We start from the raw sequence: 21,232 nt of genomic DNA, 5'->3' as shown, positions 1-21,232 counted from the left end.
GGAACGACTTAGACCTTTTTGAAGATCAACGAGCCGTTAGTACCGCCAAAGCCGAAGGAGTTACACAGCGTATACTCCATTCCGTTAACCTGACGAGCTTCGTGAGGCACAAAGTCCAGGTCGCAACCTTCATCCGGGTTATCCAGGTTGATGGTTGGCGGAACAGCCTGGTCGCGCAGCGCCAGAATAGAGAAAATGGACTCTACCGCGCCCGCAGCACCCAGCAGGTGACCCGTCATGGATTTCGTCGAGCTGACCAGCACACGGCTTGCCGCATCGCCAAAGACAGATTTTACCGCCTGAGTTTCCGCTTTATCGCCTGCCGGCGTAGACGTACCGTGGGCGTTGACGTAACCAATCTGACCCGGCTCAATGGCCGCATCACGCAGCGCATTGACCATCGCCAGCGCGGCGCCCGCGCCGTTTTCCGGCGGTGACGTCATGTGATAAGCATCGCTGCTCATCCCGAAGCCAACGATTTCGGCATAAATTTTCGCGCCGCGCGCTTTTGCATGTTCGTACTCTTCCAGTACCACCATGCCCGCGCCATCGCCGAGAACAAAGCCGTCACGCTCTTTATCCCACGGGCGGCTGGCCGCTTGCGGGTTATCATTACGTGTAGACAGCGCACGCGCTGCGCCAAAGCCACCGACACCCAGCGGCGTACTGGCTTTTTCCGCACCACCCGCTACCATCGCGTCCGCATCGCCGTATGCAATGATACGCGCGGCATGACCGATGTTATGTACGCCTGAGGTGCAGGCGGTAGCGATAGAGATGCTTGGCCCACGCAGGCCGTACATGATGGTCAGGTGACCTGCCACCATGTTAACAATCGTCGACGGAACAAAGAACGGGCTGATCTTACGCGGCCCACCGTTCACCAGGGAACTGTGGTTTTCTTCGATCAGTCCGAGACCGCCGATACCAGAGCCGATAGCGGCGCCAATACGGTCTGCGTTCTCTTCCGTTACTTCAAGGCCAGAATCCTGCATGGCCTGAACGCCAGCGACAATTCCATATTGAATGAAGGCATCCATCTTGCGCTGTTCTTTGCGCGAGATGATGTCGTCACAGTTAAAATCCTTTACTAAGCCAGCAAATTTCGTTGCATAGGCGCTAGTATCGAAATGGTCGATCAGGCTGATGCCACTCTGACCGGCAAGGAGAGCTTTCCAGGTAGACTCTACGGTATTGCCGACAGGAGACAACATGCCCAGTCCGGTCACAACTACACGACGCTTAGACACGTTTGTCCTCCAGGGAGGGAAAATGATTCTAGTGGGACAAAAAGATAAAACTCAGGCGGTCGAATGACCGCCTGGAGATGTTCACTTACGCCTGGTGGCCGTTGATATAATCAATGGCAGCCTGAACGGTGGTGATTTTCTCAGCTTCTTCGTCCGGAATCTCAGTATCAAACTCTTCTTCCAGAGCCATTACCAGCTCAACGGTGTCAAGAGAATCTGCGCCCAGGTCTTCAACGAAAGAAGCATTGTTGGTAACTTCTTCCTGCTTAACGCCCAGCTGCTCGCCGATAATTTTCTTAACGCGTTCTTCGATAGTGCTCATACTCTTAAATTTCCTATCAAAACTCGCTTTCGCGATGGTTTTCGTAGTGTATAAAATGTTGAAAAATTTGCAACTAAATCCCGGCAGTTCTTACCACGATTTTACGTTATTTTGAGGCCAAGACCTACAATAACGCAAATATTTTTCGTGGTTAAACCATATACATTCCGCCGTTGACGTGCAGAGTCTCACCAGTGATGTAACTTGCTTCGTCAGAGGCTAAAAATGCAACCGCACTGGCGATTTCCTGAGCGCCGCCGAGGCGACCCGCAGGAACCTGCGCCAGAATACCCGCACGCTGATCATCAGACAGCGCACGCGTCATGTCCGTTTCAATAAAGCCCGGAGCCACAACATTGACAGTAATCCCACGCGACGCAACTTCACGCGCCAGTGATTTACTGAAGCCAATCAGACCCGCTTTCGCCGCAGCGTAGTTGGCCTGACCCGCATTTCCCATGGTACCAACCACAGAACCGATAGTGATAATACGTCCATGACGTTTTTTCATCATAGCGCGCATTACCGCTTTTGACAGACGGAAAACAGATGACAGATTGGTTTCGAGAATATCGTTCCACTCATCATCTTTCATTCGCATCAGCAGATTATCGCGAGTGATACCGGCATTATTGACCAGGATATCAACTTCACCAAATTCTGCGCGAATATTTTCCAGAACAGATTCAATAGATGCCGGATCGGTCACATTCAACATCAGACCTTTACCGTTCGCACCTAAGTATTCGCTAATGGCCTGAGCGCCATTTTCGCTGGTAGCAGTACCGATGACTTTCGCGCCACGGGCAACGAGCGTCTCAGCAATTGCGCGGCCAATGCCACGGCTTGCACCGGTAACCAGCGCGACTTTTCCTTCAAAACTCATGGTTTTCCTCTTTTATTGCTCAAGCGCCGCTGACAGTGCCGCCGGTTCGTTTAGCGCCGAGGCCGTCAGGGTGTCAACAATACGTTTAGTCAGACCAGTGAGGACTTTACCTGGACCCACTTCATAAAGGTGTTCAACACCTTGTGCTGCGATAAATTCTACACTCTTCGTCCACTGCACCGGGTTGTACAACTGGCGTACCAGCGCATCACGGATAGCGTTAGCGTCGGTTTCACACTTCACGTCAACGTTATTCACAACCGGTACGGTCGGGGCATTGAAGGTGATTTTCGCTAATTCAACCGCCAGCTTATCAGCCGCAGGTTTCATCAGCGCACAGTGTGACGGCACGCTTACCGGCAGCGGCAGCGCACGTTTTGCGCCAGCGGCTTTACAGGCTGCGCCCGCACGTTCAACCGCGTCTTTATGCCCGGCGATAACCACCTGGCCCGGAGAGTTAAAGTTCACCGGAGAAACCACCTGGCCTTCAGCCGCCTCTTCACACGCTTTGGCGATGGACGCATCATCCAGACCGATGATCGCCGCCATTGCGCCGGTGCCTTCCGGCACAGCTTCCTGCATGAATTTGCCGCGCAGTTCAACCAGACGAACCGCGTCAGCGAAATCGATGACGCCAGCACATACCAGCGCGGAGTATTCCCCCAGGCTGTGTCCCGCCATCAGCGCAGGCGCTTTACCGCCCTGCTGCTGCCATACGCGATACAGCGCAACGGAAGCAGCCAGCAATGCTGGCTGAGTCTGCCAGGTCTTATTCAGTTCTTCCGCAGGCCCTTGCTGCGTCAGCGCCCACAGATCATAACCCAGCGTCGCAGAAGCTTCAGCAAAGGTTTCTTCTACGATCGGGTAGCTGGCTGCCATTTCAGACAACATCCCAACCGTCTGGGAACCCTGCCCCGGGAACACAAAAGCAAATTGCGTCATGTTTAAATCCTTATACTAGAAACGAACCAGCGCGGAGCCCCAGGTGAATCCCCCCCCGAAGGCCTCAAGCAATACCAACTGCCCGGCTTTAATCCGCCCGTCGCGCACAGCTTCGTCCAGCGCGCACGGCACAGAGGCCGCAGAGGTGTTGCCGTGTCTGTCCAGCGTAACCACCACATTATCCATCGACATACCCAGCTTTTTCGCTGTCGCGCTGATGATGCGCAGGTTAGCCTGGTGCGGAACCAGCCAGTCCAGAGCGGAACGATCCAGATTATTCGCCGCCAGCGTCTCGTCAACGATGTGTGCCAGTTCAGTTACCGCCACTTTAAACACCTCGTTGCCCGCCATCGTCAGATAAATCGGATTTTCTGGATTGACGCGATCGGCGTTTGGCAGCGTCAGCAACTCACCGTAGCTGCCGTCTGCATGAAGATGCGTCGAAATAATGCCTGGTTCTTCGGATGCGCTCAGAACCGCTGCACCCGCGCCGTCACCAAAGATAATGATCGTCCCGCGATCGGTGGGATCGCAGGTGCGCGCCAGGACATCGGAACCGATGACCAGCGCATATTTAACGGCGCCTGATTTTACATACTGATCGGCAACGCTTAACGCGTAGGTAAAACCGGCGCAGGCCGCTGCAACGTCAAACGCCGGGCAGCCTTTAATGCCCAACATGCTCTGAATCTGGCATGCTGCGCTTGGGAAAGCATGTGTTGCTGACGTGGTTGCAACCACAATCAAGCCAATCTGGTCTTTATCGATGCCCGCCATTTCAAGCGCGCGGTTTGCGGCTGTATAGCCCATCGTCGCGACTGTTTCGTTTGGCGCTGCAATATGGCGTTCACGGATGCCTGTACGCGTGACAATCCACTCGTCAGACGTCTCTACCATCTTTTCCAAATCGGCGTTAGTACGCACTTGTTCAGGCAGATAGCTGCCAGTACCAATAATCTTTGTATACATGTACGCTCAGTCACTTTTCGGTTATATACCACCGCGTGCAAACTGCTGGTATGTTGGTTGCGCTCAGGTTACACCGTTAATTGTGCACCCGTGAGTGTCCGTTTTTGCCACCTTCCAACAGTTCGAATCCGGCTGGGTATACAGATTCCAGGCGAGCGGCAATTCGCTGAGGAACTTGTCGCTGCACCGCCTGCACTGCCTGTTCAATCGCGACGGCAAATGCTCGCTGATTGGCCGCACCATGACTTTTAATCACCGTGCCACGCAATCCTAACAGACAGGCGCCATTATACTGGTCGGGGTTGAGGTGACTGAATCGCCTCGTCAGGCTTTTTTGTAACCAACGTTTTAATAACAGCAGCCACCACGACCGTTTTTTACTCTCACCCTGAGATTTCAGCAGTGAAAGGAACATCCTGACAACCCCTTCCATTGTCTTTAATGTGACATTACCTGTAAATCCGTCACATACCAGCACATCAGTTTTTCCCGTCAATAATTCATTGGCTTCAAGATAACCAATGTAATTGATGGAAGGGACTGTTTTGAGCAACGCAGAGGCATCACGAATACTGTCGAGACCTTTGGTTTCTTCTTCACCAATATTGAGCAACGCCACGCGGGGATTGGTTATCCCAATCACCTCTTCCGCCATCACGGACCCCATCACGGCAAACTGCACCAACATGGTACTGTCACAATCGACGTTGGCGCCTAAATCCAGCACCACCGTTTTTCCTTTCTGCTGATGCGGTAAAACCGTCATCAACGCAGGACGCTCAATGCCCTCAAGGGGTTTGAGCAATAACTTCGCAAGTCCCATGAGCGCGCCCGTATTACCGGCGCTCACACAGGCTTCGGCTCGACCTTCTTTCACGAGCTCCAGGGCCACACGCATTGAGCTGCCGCGACTGGCGCGGATAGCCTGCGAAGGCCGGGCATCACTGGCAATAACTGACTGTGCAGGGATAATCTGCAGACGCGAACGTTGTTCAAAGTCAGCTTTGGCAAGTAATGGCGTGATGGTATCGGGATCCCCGACTAAAAGAAGTGTGAGTTGCGAATTAGAATTCAGTGCCTGCAGTGCTGCAGGCACTGTCACGGAAGGGCCGAAATCTCCCCCCATGACATCTAACGCCAGGGTTAGACGTGTCAAGGTATCGTCGCTGCCTGGTTTGGTGTTTCCCCGCTTACGCGGGGAAATCCTCACTAAGCTTCATCACGCTTGCGCGTGATTACTTAGCGATGACCTTACGGCCGCGGTAGTAACCGTCGGCAGTGATGTGGTGACGCAGGTGTTTTTCACCAGAAGTTTTGTCTACAGACAGGCTGGTGACTGCGGTCAGAGCGTCATGAGAACGACGCATGCCACGTTTGGAACGGGTTGGTTTATTCTGTTGTACGGCCATGGACCTTACTCCTCAATTACTTACGCTTTAAGCTGGCTAATACGGCAAATGGGTTTGGTTTTTGCGCTTCATCAGGCAGTTCACCAAAGACCATGTCCGCCTCGGACACTTCACAGTGTTCAGAATCATGCACCGGAACTACCGGCAAGGAGAGGATGATTTCATCTTCAACCATTGCAAGCAGATCGATTTCACCGAATTCGTTAACCTCAATCGGCTCATACGCTTCCGGGAGTGCTTCAGCCTGTTCGTCAGAACGAACCGGACTAAAACAATACGTTGTGTGAACCTGATGGGTAAACGGCTTCCCGCAACGCTGGCATTCGAGCGATACCGTCACCTTCGCATCACCCGTAATAACGGCGAGACGTTGGTTATCGATAGCGAACGACATGGAGCATTCCACATCACTGTCCACACTGACTACAGAATCGGCGACGCGCTCTACCAGATCAGAAGTATAGATACCTTCATAATCGAGGCGTTTTTGAGCCGTACGAACCGGATCAAGAGTCAGGGGTAATTTTACCTTTTGCATAGGGCGCGCATATTAACTTTGTAACGTCATAGAGTCAAAGAAAAAGGCAGCCTGCGGTTGCCTTTTGCCAATAATTCGCACACATTGCGGGTTACAGACTTATTTTCGCTCAAACCGTGACTGTATGTCATGCTTGAAGGACGAAGAGCATAGTTTAAGATGGCTCTCATTAATACGCTATATCTGAGGGAAAAAAATATGCCCCGTCTCATCCTTGCTTCTACCTCTCCCTGGCGTCGCGCGCTGCTCGAAAAACTGGCGATCCCTTTCGAGTGCGCGGCTCCCGAGGTTGACGAAACGCCCATGTCTGGCGAAGCGCCGCGCCATTTGGTCTCTCGCCTCGCACAGGCGAAAGCACAATCGCTCGCCCACCGTTTCCCCGATCATCTGATTATTGGCTCCGATCAAATTTGCGTTCTGGATGGCGAAATTACCGGCAAACCGTTAACCGAAGAAAAAGCGCGCCAGCAATTAACCAAAGCCAGCGGTAATATTGTGACGTTTTATACCGGACTGGCGCTTTATAATTCTGCAACCGGACATTTGCAAACGGAAGTCGAACCGTTTGATGTGCATTTCCGCCATTTAAGCGAAACGGAAATAGAGGACTATGTCCGCAAAGAGCGTCCATTGCATTGTGCCGGAAGTTTTAAAAGCGAAGGTCTTGGCATTGCCCTTTTCGAGCGCCTGGAGGGGCGAGATCCCAATACCCTTATTGGGCTACCGCTGATTGCGCTGTGCCAGATGCTGCGCCGGGAAGAGATGAACCCGCTGATGGCATAGTAGACGCGTCTGGTGGCGACGCTAAAACATCTTATCAGGCCCACAGCGAAGCAATGCCCGTAGGCCTGATAAGCACAGCGCCATCAGTAAAGATGCCGGATGGCGACGTACGTCTTATCCGGCCTACAGGTTTAGCGCGATAATATCGCAACGCGCATCAGGCTTTGTTACGTAACACCTGAAGGCAATGCTTGAGTTGGTTATCCATCGGCGCTTCGATACGCATCACCTCGCCAGTCCCCGGATGGGTAAACTTCAGCGCTGCCGCGTGCAGAAAAAGCCGTGACAGCCCCGTTCCCGCAAGCTGCTTATCAAATTCGCGATCGCCGTAACGATCGTCAAACGCGATCGGATGGCCCGCATGCAGCGTATGCACACGAATCTGATGCGTACGTCCCGTCACCGGGCTACAGCGCACCAGCGTCGCAAACGCATAGCGCTCTTCAACTTTAAAGCGCGTTTCGGAGGGTTTTCCTTCCTGACTCACACGTACAATACGTTCGCCGCTTTGCAGAATATTCTTTAATAAAGGCGCCTGTACCGATTTAACATGCGACTGCCACTGGCCGCGAACCAGCGCCAGATAATCTTTCTGCATCCCCTTCTCACGCAGTTGCTCATGCAAAGAACGCAGCGCTGAGCGTTTTTTCGCAACCAGCAGTACGCCAGAGGTATCGCGGTCAAGACGATGTACCAGTTCCAGGAAACGCGCTTCTGGCCGCAACGCGCGCAGCCCCTCAATAACGCCGAAGCTCAACCCGCTTCCGCCATGCACCGCCGTGCCGGAAGGTTTGTTCAGCACCAGGATATGGTCATCTTCATACAAAATGACATCGGCCAGCGCCGCCACTTTTTGCAGATGCGGCGAAACGGCCTCTTCTTCGCGTTCGGCGACGCGCACCGGCGGAATACGCACTTCATCCCCGGCTTCGAGCTTATATTCCGGTTTGATGCGTTTTTTGTTCACCCGCACTTCGCCTTTACGCAAAATGCGGTAAATCATGCTTTTCGGTACGCCTTTGAGTTGCGTGCGCAAAAAGTTATCGATGCGTTGCCCCGCTTCGTCGGCAGTAATGGCAACTATTTTTACGGATGGAGTCTCAGTTTTCATGGGGGCCGATTCTAAATAGCCATAAGGATTAGCGCCACTCATTTTTCTATGCTTATATTTACTTCTATATCCTGTTACTCACGTTCAACATGACCAATTTGCTGGTTATTAAACCAATCGCCATGAGGAAGTGAAAAAACTGTGAGTAACCGGGTGATAAATGGTAAAAGTCATCTTGCTATAACAAGGTTAGCAGTGGAATAATGTAACCGTTTCCGTGTCGAACCTTGTTAAAACAAGAAATTTTACGGAATGACCCATTTTGCCAGACAGATCATCAACGCAGCAATGGCGTAAGACGTATTGATTTTTCAGGCAGTTAGCGGGCTGCGGGTTGCAGTCCTTACCGGTATATGTTCTATGTACTACGCGTTGCAGAAAGGCGGCAAATCTGGGAATCCCCAGGAGCTTATGCCCGGGTGAGCAGATAAAGCCAACGCATCTGCGGCGTGAAAGACGATGAACATAATGGAATCTTCTCTGGAGAGTAACTCCCAGGCTGTTCCCCTGATAATTGCGCTGTATTTCCGTATGAAATACAGGCAACCGACACTCTGCGCCTCTTTGAGCAGACGATAACCGTGAGGTTGGCGACGCGAATAGACACGAGGCCATCGGTTCACCCCCGGAAAGGCATTACTATGCCCGCAGCTTAGTCGTCAATGTAAGAATAATGAGTAAGTTACGATGAAAAGAATGTTAATCAACGCAACTCAGCAGGAAGAGTTGCGTGTTGCCCTTGTAGATGGGCAGCGCCTGTACGACCTGGACATTGAGAGTCCAGGACACGAGCAGAAAAAAGCGAACATCTATAAAGGCAAAATTACCCGTATCGAACCGAGTCTGGAAGCGGCTTTTGTTGATTACGGCGCTGAACGTCACGGTTTCCTCCCGTTAAAAGAAATTGCCCGCGAATATTTCCCCGCCAACTACAACGCCCACGGCCGTCCAAACATTAAAGATGTGTTGCGCGAAGGTCAGGAAGTGATTGTTCAGATTGATAAAGAAGAACGCGGCAACAAAGGCGCTGCGCTGACGACGTTTATCAGTCTGGCAGGGAGCTATCTGGTTTTAATGCCGAACAACCCGCGCGCGGGCGGCATCTCCCGTCGCATTGAAGGCGACGATCGCACCGAATTAAAAGAAGCGCTGGCAAGCCTCGAACTGCCTGACGGCATGGGGCTTATCGTGCGTACCGCAGGCGTCGGCAAATCCGCCGAAGCGTTGCAGTGGGACCTGAGCTTCCGCCTGAAACACTGGGAAGCGATTCAGAAAGCCGCTGAAAGCCGCCCTGCTCCATTCCTGATCCATCAGGAAAGCAACGTTATCGTCCGCGCATTCCGTGACTACTTACGTCAGGATATCGGCGAAATTCTTATCGATAATCCGAAAGTGCTTGAGCTGGCGCGCCAGCACATCGCGGCGTTGGGTCGCCCGGATTTCAGCAGCAAGATTAAGCTTTACACCGGCGAAATTCCGCTGTTCAGCCACTACCAGATCGAGTCGCAAATTGAATCCGCCTTCCAGCGTGAAGTGCGTCTGCCTTCCGGCGGCTCTATCGTTATCGACACAACCGAAGCGTTAACCGCAATTGATATTAACTCCGCGCGAGCCACACGCGGCGGCGATATCGAAGAAACCGCGTTTAACACAAACCTGGAAGCGGCCGATGAAATTGCTCGCCAGTTGCGCTTGCGCGACCTCGGCGGCCTGATCGTTATCGACTTCATCGACATGACGCCAGTACGCCACCAGCGCGCGGTGGAAAACCGTCTGCGCGAAGCGGTACGTCAGGATCGTGCGCGTATCCAGATTAGCCATATTTCTCGTTTTGGCCTGCTGGAGATGTCCCGCCAGCGTCTCAGTCCGTCTCTGGGCGAGTCCAGCCATCACGTCTGCCCACGCTGTAGCGGCACCGGCACCGTCCGCGACAACGAATCGCTCTCCTTGTCTATTCTGCGTCTGATTGAAGAAGAAGCGCTGAAAGAGAATACCCAGGAAGTTCACGCCATTGTTCCGGTCCCGATCGCCTCTTACCTGCTTAACGAAAAGCGCACCGCGGTTAATGCTATTGAGACTCGCCAGGATGGCGTGCGCTGCGTGATCGTACCAAACGATCAGATGGAAACGCCGCACTACTCCGTTTTGCGCGTACGTAAAGGGGAAGAAACGCCAACCCTGAGCTACATGCTGCCGAAACTGCATGAAGAAGCGATGGCGTTACCTTCTGAAGAAGAGTACGCCGAGCGTAAACGCCCTGAACAACCAGCACTGGCGACCTTCGCGATGCCGGAAGTGCCGCCTGCGCCGACGCCAGCAGAACCTGCGGTGAAAGCAGCGACGGCAGCACCGAAAGCCGTTGCCACTGCGCCTGCACAACCAGGTCTGCTTACCCGCTTCTTCGGCGCGCTGAAAAACATGTTCAGCGGCAGCGAAGTCGCTAAGCCGGTTGAACAACCTGCACCGAAAGCAGAGGAAAAACCGGAGCGTCAGCAGGATCGTCGTAAGTCTCGCCAGAATAATCGCCGCGACCGTAACGATCGCCGTGATAATCGCGACAACCGCGCTGAAGGCGGTGAAAACCGTGATGACAACCGTCGTAACCGTCGTCAGGCGCAGCAGCAGAACGCAGAAGCGCGTGACAACCGCCAGCAGTCTAACGACGTTGCCGATAAGGCGAAGTCCGGTGACGAGCAGCAGACGCCGCGTCGTGAACGCAACCGTCGTCGCAACGATGAAAAACGTCAGGCACAGCAAGAAGTCAAGGCGCTGAACCTGGATGAGCAACCGACTCAGGAAACAGAACAGGAAGAACGCGTTCGCCAGGCGCAGCCTCGCCGCAAACAGCGTCAGCTGAGCCAGAAAGTTCGTTACACAGACTCTGCAACCTCTGAAGCAGAAGCTGTCGCAACGCCAGTCGTCGAAGACGCTGTCGCCGCCCAGCCTGCTACGCAAAGCGCGCCTGCTCAGCGTACTGAACTGGCGAAAGTTGACCTGCCAGCGATCGCAGACGTTGCGCCAGCAGAGCAGGAAGAAAACGGCGAAGCGCGTGATAACGCAGGAATGCCGCGTCGCTCCCGTCGTTCTCCTCGCCACCTGCGCGTCAGCGGCCAGCGTCGTCGTCGCTACCGCGATGAGCGTTACCCGCTTCAATCGCCAATGCCGTTAACCGTCGCTTGCGCCTCACCGGAAATGGCGTCTGGCAAAGTGTGGATTCGCTACCCTGTCGCTCGTCCTCAGGATACGCAGGTTGAAGCACAGCACGAAGAAGAGACCGTACAAGCTCAGCCGGTTGCAGTAGAGCCGCAGGTCGTCGCTGCCGCAACCGAACAGGTTGTAGAGGCACCGGTTCAAACTGAAACCGTTGTCGCTGAACCTCAGCCCGCTACTGTGGAAACAACGCATCCTGAAGTGATTGCCACCCCGGTTGAAGAACAACCTCAGGTGATTGCAGAGGCTGACGTCCCTGTTGCGCAGGAAGTCGCTGCACAAGCGGAACCTGTCGCTGACGTTCAGGAAACCACGACGGCTGAAGAATCCGCTGACGTTGTCATCGCCGAACCGGAAGAGATCGTTAAAGAAACGGTTGAACCTGTCGTTGTTGCCGCTGAACCGGAAGAGATTATCGCTGCGCCAGTCGCCGTTGCAGTTGCTGAAACCGTGTCAGAAAGCGCGGTAACTACCGGGGAGAAACCTGTCAGCCACGCCAGTGCGCCGATGACCCGCGCGCCTGCGCCGGAATATGTCCCGGAAGCGCCACATCACAGCGACTGGCAGCGCCCTGCCTTCATCTTTGAAGGTAAAGGTGCGGCAGGTGGTCATAGCGCAACGCATCAGGCCGCCGCGCCAGCCACGCGCCCGCAGCCTGTAGAATAAGCTGAACGCAATGTTAAAGATAAGCCGACCTGCGGGTCGGCTTTTTTGTACCTGCAATCGGTGCCCGTTATCTGTTTTCCGGGCAAAAAAATGCCCGCTCCGGGGTGAAGGGAGCGGGCAGACAAAACATACCCAGTTTCATGATATGTTTCAAAACATGTGCTATCTGTTCAACTGAAACAGAGACATTCCTTGCATATCGCTAAACGCTTTATAGGACGCCTGTAACGCAGCCTGTTGCATTACATACGACGAGATGGCCGCGTTCCAGTCCACATCGACCAGATTACTCATCTGCTGTGCCTGACCCAGCGCGCGCTCGCTTCCCAATGAATCCAGAGAATCCAGCTCACTCAATTGCGTTCCCAGTTCCGCACGAACGGTCAGGACGTTATTAAGGGAGTTTTTCAGGCCACGGTTTGTTTTATCAATCGCCGCAGCAGCTTCCGCCTTCTTCACATCATCGTCAGCAACCGGCGTTTTCAGCGCTGCAATGGCCGTATCCAGCATCGCAAACAGGCTGGTTTCTGAAGCGCTGTTGTCGGGTTCCGGTACGGCATTACTGGTAATACGATTAAAAATCTGATCGCCCGTATGACCAATCACCATCGTACGCGAAGCATCAACCTGCTGGGTGATGTTTTCAGTGCCACCGCTATAGTCGCCATTTGCCTGATCAAACGGCGCTTTTTCAGTTTTATAACCTGCGAAAATGTAACGACCGTTGCCGTCGGTGCTGTTGGCCAGGTTCATTAACTGATCGCGAACCCCCTGTAGATCGCTCGCCAGCGAGGCGCGGTCATCATCGCTTAAGGTGCCGTTAGCGGCGTAAACGATTTTTTCCTGCGCAGTTTGAATTGCAGCTGTCACCTGACTTAGCACGTTTTCTTCCAGCGACACTTTCTGAGTGGCAAAGGTACGTGCCAGCGCATACTGACTGTTCTGAGCCTGGGCCTGAGCGAGTACGATAGCCTGAGAAGCGGCAATAGGATCGTCAGACGGATTAATCACGCGCTTACCGGTGGACATCTGCTCACCGTACTTCATCCATTCAGCCTGGGAATTGGTGATACCACGCATATTCTGCTGGTACATCATCTGGGTACTGATACGCATTTATCCTCCTCTCCCTTAGCGAATGCCCAACAGCGCATCAAACAGCGTATTCGCGGTTTGCAGCACCTGGGCGTTCGCCAGGTAATACTGTTGGTAGCGTTGCAGGTTGCCGTATTCTTCATCAAGGTTAACGCCGGAAATCGATTGCTGCTGGTTGTACAACTGCGTCACGACATTGCCCTGCGCCGTGCTGCTGGTTTTCAACGTGGCGGTTTTGTTCCCCACATCGCTGACCATCGTCGCATAAGCATCATTAAAGGACTTATTGCCTACCGTTTTCTGGGTTTGCAAATCCAGCAGCGCCTGACCGTTACGGTTATCGCTCCCACCCGCATCGGGATCGGAAGCCATCGCAATTTTGGATTCATCGGTCACCAGCACGTTCATGTTCACAATGGCATCGCTGACCGGTTTCAGGGTAAAGCTGTCATTCGCATTTGCCCCTGCCCCGACCGTCACTTCCAGTCCGTCAAACGTCAGTTTCCCGTTGGTTTCAACCGCCTTAAAGCTGGTGTTGTCTGACAAGCGGGTGACCTGCCAGTCCTGACCATCAAATACCAGCTTATAATTGGTAGCCTGTACCGCGGAACTGTCGGTGACTTCCGCAGACAAGGTTCCGCTACCCGTATTTTTCGCATTACTCAATACGGACGGTTTACCGATGGAAAAGAAGTCCTCGCCCTGATCGCCATTGGCATCATATCCCTGTTTATGCTGGGCATTAAACGCTTCGGCAAAGGCCAGCGCCAGCTGGTTGAGGGTATTGCGAGTCTGATCCAGATCCTGAGAGCGGAACGTCAGCAACCCGCCAAGCGAGCCGCTATTGAGCAATTTTTCCGGGATTTCAATGTTTCCGGCAGTCGCATCAACATAGGCGACCGTGGTGCGTGACGGATCGGCGCTGGACGGCACCGCGGCCAGTTGACGAGCACTGCTGCCCTGCACCAGGGTATAGCCATTCGCCATCGTCAGGTTATAGGTGCCGCCGTCCTGGACGCTAACTTCCACACCGACAATCTGGTTCAGCTCACTCACCAGTTGGTCGCGCTGGTCGAGAAGATCGTTCGGTGAAGCGCCCGCGCCCACCCCGGTCAGACGGGAAATCTGATCGTTCAGGCTGGCGATTTGCTTCGCGTAATTGTTGATCTGCTCAACGCTGGAGCCAATGGCAATATTGACCTGCTTATCCTGATCGCGCAGGTACTGATCGGTCGTTTTAAACTGGTTTACCAGGCCGTCGGCTTTACCGATAAGCGCCTGACGCGCCGCCGGGTCTTCCGCGTTGCTGACCAGCGTTTGCAGGCTGGTGAAGAAACCTTGCAGAGAGGTCGAAATCGAGCTGGTAGTACTGGAGAGCAGGTTATCAATTTTCGACATTTGCTCATACCGCACGGTCAAACCACTGCTCTGATTCTGCGCCGCGCGTAACTGATTGGTAATAAAAGAATCATACTCACGCTGTACGCCAGAAACGTAGACGCCATTACCGACCCAACCGCCCGCTCCCAGCGTACTGTTGGCCTGCGCCATAATCGTCGTCTGTCGGGTATACCCGGCAACGTTATAGCTGGAGATGTTATTACTGGCAGTATTTAACGCAGCCTGGGCTGCGCTAAGTCCGCTCATGGCGTTGTTAATTAAGCTGGACATGGAGGTTCCTTGTAATCCTTCAATACTGGTTATTATCGGCAGCGGGTTCCTGGACTTGAGCTATTTAAAAGAGATTGTCGAGATTCGCGCTGTACGTTTTGCTCACCTTGTCGCTCATGGATTTCAGCTGTTGAATCATGCTGGTTAATTTACGCGCATAGTCAGGATCGGTTGCATAACCGGCATTTTGTAACGCCTGTGCGCCCTGTTCAGCGGTAGACGCGGCGGTCACTGCGGCATAGCGCGGGTTACGGGTCAGCAGCCCCACATAATCCGATAGCGCCTCCAGATAGGAACTGTAAACACGGAATTTCGCTTTTACCTTCTTCGCTTCGCCGTTCTCATATTCGGTGGTGGTGATCTCTGTTACCGGCCCCTTCCAGTTGGACGAGGCCTTAATGCCAAACAGGTTAAAGCTCGGCTCGCCATTTTCACGGCGGATCTGTCGCTGACCCCATCCCGACTCCAGCGCCGCCTGCGCCAGAATCAGATGATGCGGCACGCCGCTTTGTTCACTCGCCAGGCGTGCCGGAAGCGAAAGCTGGGCCAGGAAGTCTTTGCTGTCGCCGGACAGCGGCTCATCATTATTTTCCGGCGCTTTTGGCATCGCCTTACGCACCAGCTGCGTCAGCGCCTGATTTTGATAGCTGGTCACCGTTTCCAGAGGGAACTTCATTGGCACCTGCGGCGCTTCTTCCGCAGGCTGCGTCTGCCCCTCGGTCATCTGCCTGACCATCATCTCCGCCAGTCCCAACCCTTTACCGGCGGTCATCTGCTGCGCAATCTGCTGGTCATACATGCTGGTGTACAGTCGCGTTTGATCGCTGCTGAATATGCCGTCTTTCGGCAGCGCTTCACGCATGCTTTTCAGCATCATCTGCACAAACATCCCTTCAACCTGACGAGCGACCGGGCGGATATTCGCCGCCGGATCTTGCCCCGCTTTGGCTTTCAGCTCATTGAGCGATTGCGCATCCCAGGCCGCGCTGGCCAACAGTTTGCTGTCACCAATCATCAGATAATTTCCAGTTTGGCGCGCAGACAACCCGCGCTCTGCATGGATTGCAGGATGGACATCAGATCCATCGGCGTGGCGCCCAGCGCATTCAGCGCGCGGACGACGTTGTTCAGGTTGGCGCTGGAACGGACGCTTTGCAGCGAACCGCCGCTCTGACGTAAATCAATCTGCGTTTGTGGCGTGACGACCGTCTGCCCCCCGCCAAACGGCGTGTCCGGCTGGCTGACGTTCGCCTGGCGATTCACCGTTACGGACAAATTGCCTTGCGCGACGGCGCAACTGTCCAGCGTCACTTCACGGTTCATCACCACGGAACCGGTACGGGAGTTAATCACCACCTTCGCGTCCTGTGGTGTGACGTTCACCTCCAGATTCTGGATATCCGCCAGGAAACGGACCTGCGAGCTGTTGCCGCTGGGTACGCGAACCTGAATCGTGCGCGCATCCAGCGCGGTCGCACTGCCATAGCCACGGGCGCGGTTGATGGTGTCAGTGATCTGCTGCGCCATTGCGAAGTCTTCGTTGTTCAGTTGCAGATTGAGGGTATTTCCGCCGCCAAACTGGCTGGGCAGCTCGCGTTCAATAATTGCGCCATTGGTGATACGCCCGCCATTGAGCTGGTTAACCTGTACGCTGCTGCCGCCCGCAGACGCCCCTGCGCCGCCGACTAAAATATTTCCCTGCGCCAGGGCATACACCTGGCTATCGACCCCTTTCAGCGGCGTCATCAGCAATGTACCGCCGCGCAGACTTTTCGCGTTCCCCATTGAGGACACCACCACGTCGATCGTTTGCCCCTGGCGACCGAATGCCGGAAATTGCGCAGTGACCATTACCGCCGCAACGTTTTTCAACTGCATATTGGTGCCCGTCGGGACGGTGATCCCCAACTGAGACAGCATGTTATTCAGCGTCTGGGTGGTAAAGGGCGTCTGGGTCGTCTGGTCGCCCGTCCCGTCCAGGCCGACCACCAGCCCGTAACCAATCAGCGAGTTTTCCCGCACCCCCTGCACGCTGGTCAGATCCCGAATACGATCGGCATGCGCCAGGGTGGTTGCCAGTATCAGTACAATTCCAACAAGAGATTTAAACACTGGAGACCTCGCTTACATCGGCGACAAGTTAAGGAAGAAACGTTGCAGCCAACCCATATTTTGCGCCTCGTTGATATAGCCGTTGCCGACATATTCAATGCGCGCATCCGCAACCTGTGTTGACGGAACGGAGTTGCTGCCGCTGATGGTGCGTGGGTTCACGACCCCGGAGAAGCGGATGAACTCAGTGCCCTGATTAATGGCGATCTGTTTTTCACCCACGACGTGTAAATTGCCATTTGCCAGTACCTGATCGACGGTCACGGTCAGCGTGCCGCTAAAGGTATTGCTGGCGTTCGCGCCGCCTTTACCGTTGAAGGAGTTCCCGCCAGAGGCTTCCATATCTGCACGCGCGTTGCCGAACAATCCCTGCAAATAACGAGGAACCGTATCAAAGCCGAAGTTGGTTTTACCGTCACGGCTGGCATTGGCGGAGGAGCTCTTACTGGCGCTGACGTTTTCCTGCAATACAATCGTCAGCGTATCGCCGATATTGCGTGGACGTCGGTCTTCAAACAGCGGCTGATAGCCATAGTTGATCGGCTGCGCAGACTGAAAAATGGAACCATTCGCCACCGGAGTCGGGCCCGGTATGGGCTGTGCAGTGGTCGCGCCCTGCACGAGCGGTGTGGAAGGTATCCAGGCACATCCTGTCAGTGAAACCACCAGCAGGGCCATAATCGGGTAATGGTGCGCAGCGTATTTTTGCATTGCCTTCATCTTCAAAATCAGTGTGCCGGTGAGGTTTCCCTCACCGGACGACACTTAGAGTTGCGTCAGTTTTTGCAGCATCTGATCGGTAGTCGATACCGCTTTGCTGTTAATTTCGTAAGCGCGCTGAACCTGGATCATATTCACCAGTTCTTCCGCCACGTTTACGTTAGAGGTTTCGACATAGCCCTGATACAGCAGACCCGCACCGTTAAGCCCTGGCGTACTCTCATTCGGCGCACCCGAGGATTGCGTTTCGGTGTACAGGTTTTCACCAATGCTTTCCAGACCCGTATCGTTCATGAACGTGGTCAGGTTAAGCTGCCCCACCTGTACCGGCGCGGCCTGCCCCTGCTGAGTTACGCTTACCACGCCATCGCGACCCACGGTGATGCTCAGCGAGTTCGCCGGAATGGTGATCGCTGGCTGTACCTGGAAGCCGCCCGCCGTGACCAGTTGGCCGTTCTGATCCACCTGGAAAGAACCGTCACGGGTATAAGCAGAAGTGCCATCCGGCAACATCACCTGGAAGAAGCCCTGCCCTTTGATGGCGACATCTTTACTGTTGTTAGTCTGAGACAGGTTGCCCTGACTATGCAGACGCTCGGTGGCGACCGGGCGAACGCCCGTACCGATTTGCAGACCAGAAGGTAAGGTCGTCTGTTCTGACGACTGCGCGCCAGGCTGACGAATCGTCTGGTACAGCAGGTCTTCAAACACCGCGCGTTGACGCTTAAAACCATTGGTGCTGACGTTTGCCAGGTTGTTGGCAATCACATCCATGTTGGTTTGCTGCGCGTCCAGGCCGGTTTTGGCGATCCATAATGAACTGATCATAAAATGTCCTGTATTAACTCATCGACAGCAGTTGGTTAGCGCGCCCGGCATTGTCATCCACGCTGCTGATAACCTTCATCTGCATTTCAAAACGGCGGGCGTTAGCGATCATATCGCTCATGGCGGACACCGCATTCACGTTACTGCCCTCCAGTACGCCAGACATCACGCGAATGGACGGGTCAGCCTGCAACACCGGGCCACGCGCAGCCTGTGTCGCCGCGCTTAAACGGAACATACCGTCATCGCCGCGTTGCACTTCGCTGCCAAGCGCTTTCACCAGCTTCAGACGTCCTACCGGTGCGACGGTATTGGCCGGATCGCCAGGGTTAAGCGCAGAGATAGTCCCATCTGCCGCGATAGTGATTTCTGAACCTTCAGGAACGGCAATCGGCCCGGCTTCACCGATAACCGGATGCCCCTGAATTGTCAGTTGCCCGGTCGGGTCCACCTGAATGCTGCCGTTACGGGTGTATCCCTCGTTACCATCAGCGGTCTGAACAGCCAGCCAGCCATCCTGTTGCAGCGCCACATCCAGCGGGCGCGAGGTGTAATCCATCTGCCCGGGCGTCATATCGGCTCCCGGCGTGGACGCAGCCACCAGCGTACGCGTCGGTAAAGAGAGACCTTCCACCGGCACTGCGCGCAACGCATTGAGTTGCGCACGAAAACCCGGCGTGGAGGCGTTCGCCAGGTTGCTGGCCGTCACCGCTTGTTGATTAAGCGTCTGACTGGCCGCGCCCATGGCGGTATATATTGCGTGATCCATTAAGCCATCCCGTCAGGCGCTTAGCGCAGGTTAACCAGGGTGTTGAGGATCTGATCCTGGGTTTTGATGGTCTGCGCGTTTGACTGATAGTTACGCTGCGCGACGATCATATTCACCAGCTCTTTACTCAAATCCACGTTTGAGGATTCCAGCGCGCCGTTGGTCAACTTACCGAAGTTACCCGTACCCGCCGTACCAAGCAGCGCAACGCCTGAAGCCTGCGTCGCCGCCCAGACGTTATCGCCCTGAGAAGCCAGACCTTCATTGTTGGCGAAGTTAGCCAGCACGATCTGCCCCAGAACCTGCGTTTGTTCGTTGGAATAGTTACCCACTACGGTGCCGTCATCATTGATCTGATAGCTCACCAGATCGCCCGGCTTATAGCCGTTCTGGTTGGTCGCGACGATATTGTTCGCACCGGTGTTCTGCTGCATGGAATTCAGGAAGCTCAGGGAGAAAGAGGCTGGGTCCGCACCATTAATTGCGCCAGTGACGATATTGGCGGAACCGCCAGAAACCAGCATCCCGTTTTCATTGAATTCCATCGTGGTAGACAACGTCGGCGTCGCAGTTGGATCGCTGCTGTCCATGGTGTGAACTTCCCAGGTGTTGTCCTGCGTCTTAACAAAGAACACATTCACATCATGGGCGTTACCCTGACTGTCAAAAACGGTAACGGTACCCTTTTTGTTATAGGAATCCGCATCGCTCGGATCAAACGGCGTTTTCGACGGCAGTTCATCGCTGGAGTTAAGGTTGATCTGCATAGACGCCGTGGTAGTCGCCTTCGCGGCCATCAGGGTGTTCGGGATGGTGATCGGGCCTGGGTTGGCACCCTGCTGGATCGTCGGCGGCGTTCCGGTTGCCGGATAGCCGGTCAGTTGCAGCCCCTGCATGTTAACCAGATTGCGGTTCTCATCCAGTTTGAACTGGCCGTTACGGCTGTAGAAAACGGAGCCGTTGCTGTCTACCAGACGGAAGAAACCGTTCTGGCTAATCGCGACATCCAGGCCACGCCCGGTGTTGGTGGTAGTGCCGTCGGTAAAGTCCTGGGTAATCCCGGCGACTTTAACGCCCAGGCCCACTTTGGAGCCCGCGAACATATCAGCAAAAGACGCCGTACCGGATTTAAACCCGTAGGTGGCGGAGTTGGCGATGTTATTACCAATAACATCGAGGTTGGTCGCTGCTGCGTTCAGACCGCTGACCGCTTGAGAAAAGGCCATGACTTACTCCTGATAAGTGTAAAGGCTTAAATGATCTGCCGTACTTCGTCGAGTGTGGTGGTTCCGTAGGTCCCTAAATCCAGGGTATTACCGCTACTGTTGCGGATAACCCCCTGAACCAGCGCAAACTGAAGCGGTTGCGCCACAAGCTGCGTACTGCCGTTGCTGGCGGCGATCGCGACGTTATAGGAACCGTTTGGCGCGCTTGTGCCATCCTCCAACGTACCGTCCCAGGTAAAGGTATGAACGCCAGCCTTCAGCTCGCCGATATTGATCGTGCGCACCACCTTGCCGTCTTTGTCGGTAATGGTGGCGGTGACTTTATCCGCTGCCTGCTGCAACTCCACGCCAAACGGCGTCGTGGTGATGGTCGCGCCCTCTTCGGTACCCGTACCGGCCAGAATGGTGGTGCCGGGGATCATGACGCCATGACCAATCAGGGTGCTGGCCTGTAGCGACTGGCTGTTGTCGATCTGCCCAGAAATCGCGCCCAACGTGGTGTTCAGTTTTTCAATTCCGCTAACGGTGCTGATCTGCGCCAGTTGCGTGGTCAGCTCGTTGTTTTGCAGTGGGTTGGTCGGGTCCTGATTCTTCAACTGCGCGACCAGCAATGTCAGGAAGCTGCTTTGCAAATCACTCGCGCTGCTTCCCGTCAGCGAACTGCCACTGCTGGTGGATGCGACTCCCGAGTTGGTCGAGTCATTCATATTTACGGCAATAGACAT

The 21,232-nt window shown here is 54.5% G+C and carries 20 protein-coding genes; 2 read left to right on the top strand and 18 right to left on the bottom strand.

The features are described 5' to 3' along the window. Positions 1–8: 8 nt before the first annotated feature. The 8 genes from fabF to yceD form a co-directional block, all read right to left on the bottom strand. Positions 9–1,250 carry a beta-ketoacyl-ACP synthase II gene (gene fabF, locus OGV67_RS12420; RefSeq protein ID WP_012132827.1) on the bottom strand — a complete coding sequence of 414 codons (1,242 nt, stop codon included), beginning with the start codon at positions 1,248–1,250 and terminating at the stop codon, positions 9–11. Between the two features lie 85 nt (positions 1,251–1,335). Further along, positions 1,336–1,572, bottom strand: coding sequence for an acyl carrier protein (gene acpP, locus OGV67_RS12415; RefSeq protein WP_000103754.1), 237 nt, complete (start codon positions 1,570–1,572; stop codon positions 1,336–1,338). Positions 1,573–1,723: 151 nt separating this feature from the next. After that, positions 1,724–2,458, bottom strand: a complete 735-nt coding sequence (gene fabG / locus OGV67_RS12410; RefSeq protein ID WP_012132828.1) for a 3-oxoacyl-ACP reductase FabG — start codon at positions 2,456–2,458, stop codon at positions 1,724–1,726. A 12-nt stretch (positions 2,459–2,470) separates the two neighbouring features. Continuing rightward, on the bottom strand, positions 2,471–3,400 hold the full coding sequence (fabD, locus tag OGV67_RS12405) for an ACP S-malonyltransferase (RefSeq protein ID WP_114848571.1): 930 nt from the start codon (positions 3,398–3,400) through the stop codon (positions 2,471–2,473). 15 nt (positions 3,401–3,415) lie between these two features. Continuing rightward, positions 3,416–4,369 carry a beta-ketoacyl-ACP synthase III gene (gene fabH, locus OGV67_RS12400; RefSeq protein ID WP_012132830.1) on the bottom strand — a complete coding sequence of 318 codons (954 nt, stop codon included), beginning with the start codon at positions 4,367–4,369 and terminating at the stop codon, positions 3,416–3,418. A 76-nt stretch (positions 4,370–4,445) separates the two neighbouring features. Then, the gene (plsX, locus tag OGV67_RS12395; RefSeq protein ID WP_071818860.1) at positions 4,446–5,525 is read right to left on the bottom strand and encodes a phosphate acyltransferase PlsX; all 1,080 of its coding nucleotides are present in this window, start codon (positions 5,523–5,525) and stop codon (positions 4,446–4,448) included. Positions 5,526–5,604: 79 nt separating this feature from the next. After that, the gene (gene rpmF / locus OGV67_RS12390) at positions 5,605–5,778 is read right to left on the bottom strand and encodes a 50S ribosomal protein L32 (protein ID WP_000290727.1); all 174 of its coding nucleotides are present in this window, start codon (positions 5,776–5,778) and stop codon (positions 5,605–5,607) included. 16 nt (positions 5,779–5,794) lie between these two features. Further along, entirely contained in the window at positions 5,795–6,316 is a 522-nt protein-coding gene (gene yceD, locus OGV67_RS12385; RefSeq protein WP_012132832.1) for a 23S rRNA accumulation protein YceD, read from the bottom strand. Positions 6,317–6,514: 198 nt separating this feature from the next. Here yceD and OGV67_RS12380 point away from each other — a divergent pair, with 198 nt between their 5' ends. Continuing rightward, a complete protein-coding gene (locus tag OGV67_RS12380) occupies positions 6,515–7,099 on the top strand; it encodes a Maf family protein (protein WP_012132833.1) in 585 nt (194 codons plus the stop codon). Positions 7,100–7,256: 157 nt separating this feature from the next. Here the strand turns inward: OGV67_RS12380 and rluC are convergent, their stop codons facing one another. After that, positions 7,257–8,210, bottom strand: a complete 954-nt coding sequence (gene rluC / locus OGV67_RS12375; protein WP_012132836.1) for a 23S rRNA pseudouridine(955/2504/2580) synthase RluC — start codon at positions 8,208–8,210, stop codon at positions 7,257–7,259. Positions 8,211–8,897: 687 nt separating this feature from the next. Here rluC and rne point away from each other — a divergent pair. Next, positions 8,898–12,086: a ribonuclease E gene (rne, locus tag OGV67_RS12370; protein WP_286465590.1), complete on the top strand. Its 3,189-nt coding sequence runs from the start codon at positions 8,898–8,900 to the stop codon at positions 12,084–12,086. 162 nt (positions 12,087–12,248) lie between these two features. Here the strand turns inward: rne and flgL are convergent, their stop codons facing one another. The 9 genes from flgL to flgD all read right to left on the bottom strand — a co-directional run bounded on the left by flgL (position 12,249) and on the right by flgD (position 21,232). Further along, the gene (gene flgL, locus OGV67_RS12365) at positions 12,249–13,202 is read right to left on the bottom strand and encodes a flagellar hook-associated protein FlgL (protein ID WP_112002272.1); all 954 of its coding nucleotides are present in this window, start codon (positions 13,200–13,202) and stop codon (positions 12,249–12,251) included. A gap of 15 nt (positions 13,203–13,217) precedes the next feature. Beyond that, positions 13,218–14,852 carry a flagellar hook-associated protein FlgK gene (flgK, locus tag OGV67_RS12360; protein WP_012132839.1) on the bottom strand — a complete coding sequence of 545 codons (1,635 nt, stop codon included), beginning with the start codon at positions 14,850–14,852 and terminating at the stop codon, positions 13,218–13,220. Positions 14,853–14,916: 64 nt separating this feature from the next. Beyond that, a complete protein-coding gene (gene flgJ, locus OGV67_RS12355; protein WP_047457531.1) occupies positions 14,917–15,867 on the bottom strand; it encodes a flagellar assembly peptidoglycan hydrolase FlgJ in 951 nt (316 codons plus the stop codon). Beyond that, entirely contained in the window at positions 15,867–16,964 is a 1,098-nt protein-coding gene (locus OGV67_RS12350; RefSeq protein ID WP_012132841.1) for a flagellar basal body P-ring protein FlgI, read from the bottom strand. The genes flgJ and OGV67_RS12350 overlap by 1 nt, the downstream gene beginning before the upstream one ends. Positions 16,965–16,976: 12 nt before the next feature. Then, positions 16,977–17,675, bottom strand: coding sequence for a flagellar basal body L-ring protein FlgH (gene flgH, locus OGV67_RS12345; protein WP_024130441.1), 699 nt, complete (start codon positions 17,673–17,675; stop codon positions 16,977–16,979). Between the two features lie 54 nt (positions 17,676–17,729). Further along, positions 17,730–18,512 carry a flagellar basal-body rod protein FlgG gene (flgG, locus tag OGV67_RS12340; protein WP_012132843.1) on the bottom strand — a complete coding sequence of 261 codons (783 nt, stop codon included), beginning with the start codon at positions 18,510–18,512 and terminating at the stop codon, positions 17,730–17,732. A 13-nt stretch (positions 18,513–18,525) separates the two neighbouring features. Next, positions 18,526–19,281, bottom strand: a complete 756-nt coding sequence (gene flgF / locus OGV67_RS12335) for a flagellar basal-body rod protein FlgF (RefSeq protein WP_115614864.1) — start codon at positions 19,279–19,281, stop codon at positions 18,526–18,528. 20 nt (positions 19,282–19,301) lie between these two features. Then, a complete protein-coding gene (gene flgE, locus OGV67_RS12330) occupies positions 19,302–20,507 on the bottom strand; it encodes a flagellar hook protein FlgE (RefSeq protein ID WP_012132845.1) in 1,206 nt (401 codons plus the stop codon). A 26-nt stretch (positions 20,508–20,533) separates the two neighbouring features. Next, complete coding sequence (gene flgD / locus OGV67_RS12325) at positions 20,534–21,232, bottom strand: flagellar hook assembly protein FlgD (protein WP_012132846.1); 699 nt, start codon at positions 21,230–21,232, stop codon at positions 20,534–20,536.

Origin of the sequence: Citrobacter sp. CK188 (assembly GCF_030333525.1) — a bacterium.
GTDB lineage: Bacteria > Pseudomonadota > Gammaproteobacteria > Enterobacterales > Enterobacteriaceae > Citrobacter_B > Citrobacter_B koseri.
This window is presented reverse-complemented; position numbering and strand designations above follow the sequence as displayed.